General features: G+C 49.7%; 13 protein-coding genes and 1 riboswitch. Of the genes, 12 read left to right on the top strand and 1 reads right to left on the bottom strand.

Going from position 1 to position 11647, the window contains the following annotated elements:
- Window positions 1–24: 24 nt before the first annotated feature.
- The 4 genes from BM058_RS01160 to BM058_RS01175 all read left to right on the top strand — a co-directional run bounded on the left by BM058_RS01160 (window position 25) and on the right by BM058_RS01175 (window position 3380).
- On the top strand, window positions 25–2184 hold the full coding sequence (locus BM058_RS01160; RefSeq protein ID WP_090925197.1) for a type IA DNA topoisomerase: 2160 nt from the start codon (window positions 25–27) through the stop codon (window positions 2182–2184).
- 130 nt (window positions 2185–2314) lie between these two features.
- Entirely contained in the window at window positions 2315–2644 is a 330-nt protein-coding gene (locus tag BM058_RS01165; protein WP_090925283.1) for a DMT family transporter, read from the top strand.
- Window positions 2644–2958, top strand: a complete 315-nt coding sequence (locus BM058_RS01170; RefSeq protein WP_090925198.1) for a DMT family transporter — start codon at window positions 2644–2646, stop codon at window positions 2956–2958. The genes BM058_RS01165 and BM058_RS01170 overlap by 1 nt, the downstream gene beginning before the upstream one ends.
- A gap of 92 nt (window positions 2959–3050) precedes the next feature.
- Window positions 3051–3380 carry a DUF1516 family protein gene (locus BM058_RS01175; RefSeq protein WP_090925199.1) on the top strand — a complete coding sequence of 110 codons (330 nt, stop codon included), beginning with the start codon at window positions 3051–3053 and terminating at the stop codon, window positions 3378–3380.
- A 65-nt stretch (window positions 3381–3445) separates the two neighbouring features.
- Here the strand turns inward: BM058_RS01175 and moaC are convergent, their stop codons facing one another.
- Window positions 3446–3934, bottom strand: coding sequence for a cyclic pyranopterin monophosphate synthase MoaC (gene moaC / locus BM058_RS01180; RefSeq protein ID WP_090925200.1), 489 nt, complete (start codon window positions 3932–3934; stop codon window positions 3446–3448).
- Window positions 3935–4020: 86 nt separating this feature from the next.
- Here moaC and BM058_RS01185 point away from each other — a divergent pair, with 86 nt between their 5' ends.
- The 8 genes from BM058_RS01185 (at window position 4021) to BM058_RS01220 (ending at window position 11245) form a co-directional block, all read left to right on the top strand.
- Complete coding sequence (locus BM058_RS01185) at window positions 4021–5487, top strand: potassium/proton antiporter (protein ID WP_090925201.1); 1467 nt, start codon at window positions 4021–4023, stop codon at window positions 5485–5487.
- 40 nt (window positions 5488–5527) lie between these two features.
- Complete coding sequence (locus tag BM058_RS01190; protein WP_090925202.1) at window positions 5528–6427, top strand: AEC family transporter; 900 nt, start codon at window positions 5528–5530, stop codon at window positions 6425–6427.
- A gap of 69 nt (window positions 6428–6496) precedes the next feature.
- Window positions 6497–7246: a FixH family protein gene (locus BM058_RS01195; RefSeq protein ID WP_090925203.1), complete on the top strand. Its 750-nt coding sequence runs from the start codon at window positions 6497–6499 to the stop codon at window positions 7244–7246.
- A gap of 91 nt (window positions 7247–7337) precedes the next feature.
- A riboswitch (TPP riboswitch) is annotated at window positions 7338–7446 on the top strand.
- A gap of 83 nt (window positions 7447–7529) precedes the next feature.
- Window positions 7530–8126, top strand: a complete 597-nt coding sequence (locus BM058_RS01200) for a thiamine phosphate synthase (RefSeq protein ID WP_090925204.1) — start codon at window positions 7530–7532, stop codon at window positions 8124–8126.
- The gene (gene thiO / locus BM058_RS01205; protein ID WP_090925205.1) at window positions 8123–9271 is read left to right on the top strand and encodes a glycine oxidase ThiO; all 1149 of its coding nucleotides are present in this window, start codon (window positions 8123–8125) and stop codon (window positions 9269–9271) included. Before BM058_RS01200 ends, thiO begins: the two co-directional genes overlap by 4 nt.
- Window positions 9255–9458, top strand: a complete 204-nt coding sequence (gene thiS, locus BM058_RS01210; protein WP_090925206.1) for a sulfur carrier protein ThiS — start codon at window positions 9255–9257, stop codon at window positions 9456–9458. Before thiO ends, thiS begins: the two co-directional genes overlap by 17 nt.
- A 6-nt stretch (window positions 9459–9464) precedes the next feature.
- Complete coding sequence (locus tag BM058_RS01215; RefSeq protein WP_090925207.1) at window positions 9465–10232, top strand: thiazole synthase; 768 nt, start codon at window positions 9465–9467, stop codon at window positions 10230–10232.
- On the top strand, window positions 10232–11245 hold the full coding sequence (locus BM058_RS01220) for a ThiF family adenylyltransferase (protein WP_090925208.1): 1014 nt from the start codon (window positions 10232–10234) through the stop codon (window positions 11243–11245). The genes BM058_RS01215 and BM058_RS01220 overlap by 1 nt, the downstream gene beginning before the upstream one ends.
- Window positions 11246–11647 lie beyond the last annotated feature (402 nt).

Raw genomic sequence — 11647 nt, forward strand, 5'->3', positions numbered from 1 at the left:
GATATCATCCAGGAAGGAGCATGTATGATGCCGGTTATTCTCGCAGAAAAACCAAGTCAGGCGAAAGCGTATGCCGCTGCATTCCCAAAAGGTCAGAAAAAGGAAGGATACATGACAATTCCCGCCTGTTCTGTTTTCCCGGAAGGGGCTGTACTGACATGGGGAGTCGGCCATCTCATCGAACTAAAAAGCCCGGCCGAATATGAAGCATCGTGGAAACGGTGGGATCTCCAGCAGCTGCCGATGCTGCCGGGCACGTATGAATTCCGTCCGGCCCAGAAGACGAAAAAACAGTTTCAGATTGTGCGCCGTCTGCTCAAACAGGCCGATTCTATCATCGTCGCCACCGACTGCGACCGCGAAGGAGAAAACATCGCCCAAAGCATTATTCACGAAGCCGGCGTCTCAAGCAAGCCGCAGCGTCGGCTCTGGATCAACAGTCTCGAGAAAGAAGAAGTGCGAAAGGGGTTTGAACGGCTGCAGGACGGAGGAGCTTTTCATCCATTGTACCAGGAAGCCCAGGCCCGTCAGATTTCGGACTGGGTTGTTGGAATGAACGCAAGCCGGCTCTACACCCTGCTCCTGCAGAAGAAAGGACTGCAGCATGTGTTTAGTGTCGGAAGAGTGCAGACACCGACGCTCAAACTGATTTATGACCGCCAGAAAGAGATTGAACAGTTCGTACCGGAACCTTATTTTGAGATCAAGGCGACGTTTCAGACGCAGACGGGGGAGTACGCAGGGAAGCTTAAAGAGACCTTTTCAACAAGAGAAGCCGCGGCAGATCTAATCAGCAGGCATGGTATTCAGGAAAAGGAAACCGGACGAATCCGCTCTGTCGACGTCAAAGAAAAACGGGAGAAACCCCCGATGCTTCATTCCCTGTCAAGCCTGCAGACGCTGGCGAACAAAAAATATAAATACAGCCCGTCCCGCACGCTTGAAATCGTACAGAGCTTGTATGATGAACCACTGAAACTCGTGACGTACCCAAGAACCGATACCCGTCATATTACAAACAGTGAATACAGCTATGTTAAACAAAATATCACCGGATGGCAGCGGGTGACCGGAGACAATGTTGAAACGCAGGAACCCCGCGCGCTAAAGCGGTATGTCGACGACACCAAAGTGAAAGAGCACCATGCCATTATTCCGACCAGGAAAGTTCCTTCAGAAGCTGTATTGCAGAAGCTGACCCGTGAACAGAAGAACCTGTATGAGGAGATCATAAAAAGCGTGCTCGCTGTTTTTCATCAGGATTATGTTTATGAAGAAACGACAGTTACTACCGATGTGAAGGGACTCGCGTTTTTAAGTAAAGGGAAAGTCGAGAATCAGAGAGGATGGAAAACGTTGTTCGACCTCTCGGGAAGCCCCTCCAAACAACAACTTCCGGAGCTTCCACCTCTGAACCAGGGAATGGAAGCAGGCGCACGTGTGCAGATTCATGAAGAGATGACAAAACCACCGAAACCCTACACAGAAGGTAATCTCATCAATATGATGAAAACGTGCGGGAAACTGGTGGAAGAAGACGAGGAAGCCAAAGCCGCACTGCAGGAAGTGGAAGGCCTCGGCACCGAAGCGACGAGAAGCGGAATCATTAAGACGTTAATACGCCAGGAGTACATCCAGGTGGAGAAGAACATTGTCCATGTGACGAAAAAAGGGGAGGTGCTCTGCGAAGCGGTACAGGGATCCCTTCTGTCCAAGCCTGAAATGACGGCAAAATGGGAGCTGTTTCTGCGCAGAATCGGGGAAGGAGAGGCTGACAGGCAGACTTTTATTGATAACACGGCATCCTTCACGACGAAACTGGTAAGTACGGCGGCGCAGGAAGTAGAAAACATGGAAATTCCAAAAGAAGGGCTTCCGGCACCCAAGAAAGGAAGAAGCGGCGCAAAACGCAAGCAGAATGCCCCGATCGCGGCGTGTCCTTCCTGCGGGAAAGGAAGTATTGTACTTCGGAAAACGTTCTACGGGTGCACGGAGTACAGCAATGGCTGCCGGCAGACGTTCAACCGGACGATTCTCGGAAAAACCATCACGAAAGCACACATCCGTGCGTTGTGTGAAAAAGGGAAAACTCCGGTTATTGAAGGGTTTGAAGGGAAGCGGTCCTTTGACGCAGCGCTCGTGTGGAATAACGGCAAAACGGAATTTTCTTTTCGCTCGTCCTGATCTGTTCCTGAAATCCCGGATTTTGGACAAAAAATGATTGGGTCTATACAATGTTAGAAAGAGGAAGCGTTAATGTATCCGCCGCAATTATCCACGTGAGGATGCCGGCTTTTTCAGGAGGGGAAGCATGATGAGGTGGCTGTTAGTGATTGTTGCAGCTGTTTTTGAAATCGGCTGGGTGATTGGACTCAAGCATGCGGAGACGGCCGGGCAGTGGTTGATGACAGCAGTATGTATCCTTGTGAGCTTTTATCTTTTGATTGTCTCGGGGAGGAAGCTTCCGATTGGGACTGCGTACGCTGTTTTTGCGGGACTCGGTACGGCCGGAACCGTCGTCAGCGGCATGCTGTTTTTTCAGGAGCCCGTGAATGGGTTGCAACTGTTATTTATAAGTATCCTGCTTTTTGGGGTTATGGGGCTGAAACTGGCGGAAGACCGCGCGGAAAAGGAGAATAGCTGATGGCGTGGATATATCTTACAGCGGCAGGTCTTTTTGAAATGACCGGTGTCACGATGATCAATAAGCTCCACCGGGACAAAAACATCAAGGCTCTTCTTTATCTGATGGGGAGCTTTGGAATGAGTTTTGTACTGCTTTCCATGGCCATGGAGACGCTGGCGATGGGAACGGCCTACGCGGTGTGGACGGGAATCGGAACAGCCGGCGGGGCTGTTCTTGGTATGCTGTTGTATCAGGAACCAAAAGACACTTTTCGCATCAGCTGCATAGCTGTGGTCACAGCCGCCGCCGCAGGACTCAAATTGATCTCATAACAGTCGGTACCCAGCCCCGCAGGCTTGCGGTATTGGACTGTGTCCTATATATTAGGGGGAGAGTTATTACATACAAAGGAGACAGAACGAATATGATGAATATGTTACAAGGAATGCATGAGGGATCATGGTTCCTGCTCGTCATTTTCTTTTTCATCAGTTATTTTGCGCCGAAGCAGAAAATTACGCTGATGATTATGCGTTTATTTGCCGTTCTTATGCTGATTTCAGGTATCGGGATGCTCGCATCCTTGGGCTTTCCGCTTCTCTATATCTTCAAAGGGGTGCTGGCTTTGATTGCGATTGCCCTCATGGAGATTACAATAGCCGGAAAAAAACGCGGAGAAGCCCGCGCCGGTTTGACAGGCTTACTCGTTATAGTGCTCATTATTATTGTACTGCTTGGCTACGGTGTTATTTAATCGCCCAAAAAAGCCGGCGGAACAGATTGAAACCTGTTCCGCCGGCTTTTTGTATAGACCGGAATTCATGATTCCCGGTGATAATTTCCGCTTTTGCCGCCTGTCTTATCGAGCAGGTACGTCGGACCGATTGTCATGTCTTTCCCGGCGGACTTACACATGTCATAAACTGTGAGGGCCGCCGCGGTTGCTGCGGTGAGCGCCTCCATTTCCACCCCTGTATTTCCTTTGACTTTTACTTCACTGGTGATGGACAGATGATAAGTGTCTTGTTCCTGCTGCTCCCATTCAAAATGAATATCAGCACCGCTCAGCATGAGGGGATGACACATCGGAATCCAGTCGGACGTTTTTTTTGCCCCTGCTATACCAGCCACCTGGGCCACAGCGAGTACGCTGCCTTTTGTATTCGTTCCTTCTTCAATCTGTGTATAGGCTTCCTCGGAGACGGTAATTCCCGAACGGGCGCGGGCAGTTCTGACAGTGTCTGTTTTATCGGATATATCGACCATTCTGGCACGTTCCTGTTCGTTCAGGTGGGTGAAGTCAGCCATTGGTACAACTCCTTTCTAGTGAGACGCTTGGAACAGATATGATAATATTATAGTAACACGTTTGTGCGCTGGAGAGGAGATCACGTATGTTTGTCGGGGGTTTTGATATAGATTCGTTTGTACTGCTGGCCGCTCTTCTATTAATTGTGGGAGTGACGGTGACGAAATTTTCCGCACGTCTTGGGATGCCTTCGTTGATTTTGTTTATTCTTGTCGGCATGATTATCGGCAGTGACGGTCTTGGTATCATTTATTTTGATGACGCGCACCAGGCCCAACTGGTAGGTGTCATTGCCCTTGTTATCATTTTGTTTGAAGGGGGCAGTCAGACGAAATGGTCCGTCATCAAACCGGTCATCTGGCCTTCCTTAAGTCTGGCGACATTCGGAGTTATCATTACGTCCTTGATTGTCGGTGTAGCGGCGAAATATGTCGTGGATCTGACCTGGCTGGAATCGCTTCTGCTGGGAGCAGTCGTTGGCTCCACAGATGCCGCTGCGGTGTTTGCCTCGTTGAAAGAAAGAAATATAAAAACAAAAATAGCAGCTACCATGGAAGCCGAATCCGGTACCAACGATCCCATGGCTGTTTTTTTGACACTCAGTTTTATTGAGCTGATTATGCTGGATCAGCCCAACTACTGGCTTTTAATTGGATCTTTTTTCTGGCAGATGGGAATCGGACTGTTAATCGGTATTATTCTTGGAAAAGTAGCATCGGCTTCGATTAACCGGATTAACCTGGATTCCAGCGGTCTTTATCCTATATTTGCGCTTTCGTTTGCGCTGCTGACCTACAGCGTAGCTTCTCTGTCACAGGCGAGCGGTTTTCTCGCTGTTTATGTTGCAGCCCTTATTATCGGTAATTCCGAACTCACTTACCGGCATTCCATTTTCCGGTTCAATGAAGGATTTGCATGGATGGCGCAGATTCTTATGTTTATCATTCTCGGTCTGCTCGCGTTTCCTGAACAGATTCTCTCCCCCGAAATCATGGGAGGCGGCCTGCTTCTGTCCGCCGTCCTTATTTTCGCAGCAAGACCGGCGGCATCGTTTCTATCATTGGCGGGGATGAAATACACATGGAAAGAAAAAGTATTTCTTTCATGGGCCGGACTCCGCGGGGCGGTCCCCATCGTCCTTGCTACATTCGCCATTGTAGCCGAAATCGAGAATGGGTCTGTGATTTTTAATATAGTATTCTTTATTGTGCTGACTTCCGCTTTGATTCAAGGCTCGACATTGTCCTACTTAGCGAAAAAGCTGCATCTTTCCGGTCCGAAAAAAGAAACGCCGACCCATTCTCTTGAACTAATATCGATTGGCCGCGCGAATGCTGAAATCATTGAATTTCAGACCGATGATAAAACACCGGTTGTTGGAAAAACACTGCTTGATATTCAATTTCCCGACTCTGTCCTGGTAAGCGCCATTGTACGCGACGACGAGCTGATCACCCCTGACGGAGACACGGTGATACAAAAGGGTGATTTCTTATATATCCTTGTTGCCAGAAAAGAAAAAAAGAAACTCCGGCAGATGCTGAAAGCCTGAACCAAGCGGCAGTTCCCGGAGGGAAAAGGTGGTCTTTGTCATGTCTGTGTTTCTGAATGTGCTGGTACCGATTATTCTAATCTTTGCGGCCGGTTTTCTGCTTCAGAAGAAACAGATTCTCGAAGTGGGAGCCGTCTCGGCTGTGGCTCTCTACATACTCAATCCGGCTCTTGTTTTTCGAACATTTTATACAACGGAACCGGATGCGGATCTTTTCCGCATCATTTTGTTCGCGATTTTATTTCTGCTTCTCATGCTGGTCATCAATAAAGTGACTGGTCTGCTTTTGAAATGGGATACGGACAAAACAAGCGGAATGACTCTCGCAACGACGTTCATGAATGCGGGGAACTACGGTGCTCCGTTGATTCTTTTTGCTTTCGGTGATACGGCCTTTTCCTACTCGATTATTTTTATGGTGATTCAATCCCTTTTCATGAGTACTATAGGGGTCTACATAGCCAACCGGAGCAGTCTTTCGGCAGGGGATGCGTTCCGGGTCGTGTTGAAAATGCCGGTTTTTCATGCGCTGATTGCAGGAGTGCTCTGTCAGGCTGTACAATTAGAGATAACAGCCTCGTATATGGATGCGGTGAATATGCTTGCAGATGCTGCCATCCCGGTTGTCATGATTGTGCTGGGTATGCAGCTGGCGAAAATTACTGTATCCTCGCTGGACTGGAAAGTTATCGGAATCGGTACCATGCTGCGGCTGGTTATCTCTCCGGCCGCAGCGTATCTTCTCACACTCGTTCTTCAGACCGGTCCGACGCTTAGTGCGGTGCTTATCGTTTCGGCTGCCATGCCGAGCGCTGCAACTATTGCGATGATAGCTGTGCAGTTTAATTCCAGTCCGAATATGGTTTCAAGTATTACGCTCGTGACGACACTGGGAAGCGTTCCCTCGTTATGGATTCTGCTTTCTATTTTCGGAGTTTGAACGAATAATAGAGATGGTTCATGAGAATGTATGTCCTTTATTGTATAATGAGAAAAAGGAGGAGATGAGATGAAAGGTTTTTATACTGCTTTTTCCGTTGTTGCAGCTGTTGCGGTGCTTGCTGCCTGCGGACAGGGCCCGCAGGAGGAAAACAGCTCCGGCGGAGAGGACATGGAAGTCCAGTCCATTGAAGTGAAGCCTGATATGCCGCAGAATCCAGAACCGGGAACAGAGGTGGAACTCGCTGCTTCTGTTACGCAGGGGGAAGAAGCGGTAACAGACGCGGATGAAGTTCGTTTTGAAATCTGGAAAGACGGTGAAAAAGAGAACAGTGAAGAGATTCTTTCGGAAAACAGGGAGGAGAATCGTTATTCCATTCCTTACACGTTTGAAGAGGAAGGTCTCTACCACGTGACCTCCCACGTCACCGCCCGTGATATGCACAATATGCCGACAACAGAAGTGACCGTCGGCGGTGCAGAAACAGAAAGCGGGGATTCCGGCGGGAACGCTGATACAGGTGATCAGCAGCTTGAGATCACCGTAAAGTCTCAGGATATCACGGTAGGACAGCCTTCTGATGTAAGCGTGAAAGTTCAGCACGAAGGAGAAGCGCTGACAGGAGCGGATGTAACGTTTGACCTGCAGGCGCCGCAGGGAGGATCCACCATCCAGCTTGAAACCGAAGAAAGCGGAACCGGCGTCTACACCGGCACGCACATTTTTGAAGCAGCAGGAGAGTATACACTGACTGTCCACGCACAAAACGAAGACGGTCTGCATGAACATGCAGAAACAACCATCACCGCCGTGCAGTGATGTTTCATTACCTGGATTGACAGAGTATGGCATGTATTTTACGATTGATATACATTCTTTCGTATAGTGAACAAAACATGGAATATAGATAAATAACCACTAGGGGTGCCCTTTAGAGGGGCTGAGATTAAAGTAAGCCTTTAAAACTCTTGGAACCTGACCTGGATGATTCCAGCGGAGGAAAGTGGGATGTCGGGGTACTAAGACCCAACACCGCTTTCCTCCTGACGGGAAGCGGTTTTTTTTAGGTTTTTACGATAAAAGAAAGGGGCTGGCAGAGGGCATGCTCCACGTTATTTCAACAGGCCGGCAGTCTTTTTGGGATTGGCTCGATATTACGGTGCGGATTCATGAAGAGGCAGATTATATTCATATCCGTGAAAAAACATGGAATGCTGACAGAATCCAGGAAGCCGTGCACCATCTTGAAGAACGGAAGGTGCCGCGGTCAAAGATTATCATTAACAATCACCCGGAATTGGCAGCTCATATGGATCTTGCGGGTGTGCATCTCCCGGAAACAAGTCCGTTTCCGCAAGTCCCTTCCTTTTCTGCAAGGAAAGGCTGCTCAGTCCACAGCAGAGAAGCAGCCGTCCGGAAAGAACAGGAGGGCGCGGATTACCTTTTTTTCGGCCATATTTTTGAAACAGACAGTAAAGCGGGAAAACCTGCAAGAGGGCTTCATGACCTTCGAGAGCTGACAGCGGCCGTTTCGATTCCGGTGACAGCCATCGGTGGAATTACGCCGGATAATGCCGCCCGCTGCCTGGAACAAGGTGCTTCCGGTGTGGCAGTTATGTCCGGGATATATGAAGCTCTTGATCCGAAAACGGCAGTACAGGCTTACCGGGGCGCTTTACCAAAAGGAGGCAGAACATGATAAAGATGTACGATGTACTCGTAATCGGCGGAGGCATTAACGGCTGCTCGATTGCATACCAGACCGCTTCCCGGAACCGGCGGACGGCAGTGCTTGAAAAAAATACAGTCGGTTCGGAAGCATCAAGTGCTGCAGCCGGTATGCTCGGTGCACAGTCGGAATTGGAAGAGTACAGTCCATTTTTTGAGTTTGCCAGACGCAGCCGGGACATGTTTCCGGAATTAGTGCCGGAACTGGAAGAGAAATCCGGAACCGCCGTTTCGTACATTCAAAACGGTATGGTCAAAATAGCCGACACCCCTGCGGAACAACAACGTCTGGAACGGATGTACTATTTTCAGAAGCAGGCAGGGGAGCACGTGGAATGGCTGCAGCCGGAAGTGGTGAAAACCATCGACAGCAGTATCACCGGGGATCACTATGGAGCCCTTTATATTCAGGGGGACGGCCAGGTAAAAGCTCCGGAACTGACGAAAGCATACGCAGGAGCAGCTGTCCGGGAAGGAGCCGATTTTTATGAATACACTCCCGCTCTGGAATTCATTTATGAAAACGGCCGCGTCACCGGAGTGGAAACACCTCAGGGGCGGTTTTATGCCGATCAGATTGTACTGGCGGGGGGAGCCTGGTCACGCTTTATTCCGCCTTTTGGTGGAGAACTTCCTCCGCTCATCCCTGTTAAAGGAGAATGCGTAGGGCTTCATTCGGCCGTGCCGATTCTGGAGAAAACCGTGCATGCATCCGATTTTTATATCGTTCCCAAGCCCGGTGGTTCTATTGTCATCGGAGCGACCGAAAGGGAAGGGGAAATGGGAAAAGAAGTAAGTGCTGAAGCCGTGCAGCACCTGCTTCATAAAGCATGCCGGCTTGTTCCGGGTCTCAGCCGCGCATCGTGGCAGTGTGCCTGGAGCGGGGTCCGGCCGCAGTCTGCGGACCATAAACCGTATCTCGGCCAAACGGCTTTTGACGGATTGTGGATGGCAGCTGGTCATTACAGGAATGGCATTCTGCTGTCTGCGCTCACCGGAACGTGGATGGCTGATTTACTGGAAGGAAAGACAGAAGAGCAGGAGTGGGTGGAAGCCTTCTCGCCGCGGCGCCGTATTAATCGAAAGGAGGAAGAAATCATTGGAGCTGATTATTAACGGAACAGCCCGTGACATTCCTGAAGATAGAAAAACCGTAGGAAGTCTCGTAGAACATCTGCAGCTTGGCGGAAAAAAAGCCGTCGTAGAACGAAACGGAACCATTATCAAAAAAGATAAACATGACGAGGAACCGGTCGAAGAAGGAGATAAGCTGGAAATTGTCCATTTTGTTGGGGGAGGATGACAAAGTATGTTGAGAATAGGAGATTATTCGTTTAAGTCCCGGCTTTTTCTCGGGACCGGAAAATATAAGGATGCCCGGACGCAGAAAGAGGCGGTTCAGGCTTCAGAAACGGAAGTGCTGACATTTGCGGTACGGAGAATGAATTTATTTGATGAAAGCCAGCCTGATCCGTTTGAAAGCATGGATCTTTCAGGATTCCGTCTGCTTCCGAATACAGCCGGAGCCAAAACAGCGGAAGAAGCGGTGCGGGTAGCTCATATTGCCGCGGCGGCTGACATGTGCGATATGATCAAAGTGGAAGTGATCGGCTGTGACAAAACACTGCTTCCCGATCCCGTGGAAACAATCAAAGCATCCGAAACGCTGCTTGAAGAAGGATACACGGTGCTTGCTTACACGTCGGATGATGTTGTTTTGGCCAGACGACTGCAGGATCTCGGTGTACACGCGGTCATGCCGGGCGCTGCACCTATCGGAACCGGACTTGGTATTATTAATCCGTATAACTTGTCCCATATCGTGGAGCAGGCGGATGTGCCGGTTATTGTGGATGCCGGCATCGGCAGTCCGAAAGACGCGGCTCAGGCGATGGAACTTGGCGCAGATGGTATTTTGCTTAATACTGCTGTATCCGGCGCAGAGGATCCGGTGAAAATGGCAGAAGCCATGAAATACGGTTTGGAAGCAGGAAAACTTGGATATGAAGCCGGACGTATCGAGAAGAAGTATTACGCGCAGGCAACGAGCCCTACGGAAGGATTGAGCCGGCTGTGATGGAAAACCGTTATTCCCGTCAGACAATGTTCTCCGGAATAGGCAGGGATGGCCAGAAGCTTCTTCTCGACAAACACGTTCTTATCGTGGGTGCCGGCGCTCTCGGCAGTGCAGCCGCTGAAACACTGGCACGCGCCGGGGTCGGTTATATCACAATCATTGATCGGGATTATGTGGAATACAGCAATCTGAACCGACAGCAGCTCTATACAGAAAACGATGCCGCGCGTCCGATGCCCAAAGCCCGTGCCGCTAAAGAGAGACTGGAAGCGGTGAACTCGGAAATAACCATTGAAGCGGTTATCGGGGAAGCGGATCCGGCGTTTCTGGAGAATCTTGGCTCAGTCGATGTTATGATCGATGCGCTTGATAATTTTGATACCCGCATGCTTCTCAATGATTTTTCGCAGAAGCACGGCATTCCCTGGGTATACGGTGCATGTGTTGGAAGTTACGGGCTGACGTATACCATCCTTCCGGGAGAGTCGGCGTGTCTGCACTGTCTGATGGAAGATATCCCGCTTGACGGCGAAACCTGTGATACGGTGGGCATTATCGCCCCGGCGGTGCAGATGGTCAGCTCTCATCAGACGACTGAAGCGATGAAGATTTTGACGAAGCAGCCGGACAAATCAAGAAAAACATTATTGTCTTTTGATCTATGGTCGAATGAAAGATCTGAAGTACAGGTGGAGGCGCTGAAAAAAGCAGACTGCCCGTCGTGTGGAGAACAGGCGCATTACCCTTTTCTGCAGTATGAAAACCGTGCGAAGTCAGAAGTGCTCTGCGGAAGGGACGCCGTTCAGGTCCGGCCTGGATCACGGCAGTATATCTCACTTCCTGATCTGAAAAACCGGTACGAAAATCAGATTCAAAAGGAGAATCCGTATCTTTTGGTGCTGCAGCTTGAAGATAAACGCTTCGTTATCTTCGAGGACGGCCGCACCATCATTCACGGTGAGAATGATAAGGCAAAGGCCCGGACCCTGTACCAGAAGTATATCGGCGGATAAATCAGAAAGAAAGAAGGAGTCTGGGACAAAACCTATATAAGATAGAAAAATGCCGAACGATTTTTTAAAATCGTTCGGCATTTTTCGTTGCTGAGACAAACCGCTGCGCCAAAATGCTTCGCTTTCCGCGGGCACGGCTCAAGCCTCCTCGGAAGAAAACCGCTTCCTGCGGGGTCTTGAGACTCGTGCTGTTCCCGCAGGAGTCGAAGCATTTTGGCTCCGCTGCAATTAGACTGTTGAGCAACGATGCAAGACATTCGTGTTGTCCTCCACCTATTTTACTTTTGTCCCAGACTCTTTCATTAGGAAGTGGAACCCCCTGCTGGAGGTAACGCACCATACCTTTCTTAAGAGACAGACGGAAAACAGATGGACAAGATGCGCGCGTCGAAGCTGCAGACA

The organism is Salibacterium qingdaonense, from assembly GCF_900114715.1.
GTDB lineage: Bacteria > Bacillota > Bacilli > Bacillales > Marinococcaceae > Salibacterium > Salibacterium qingdaonense.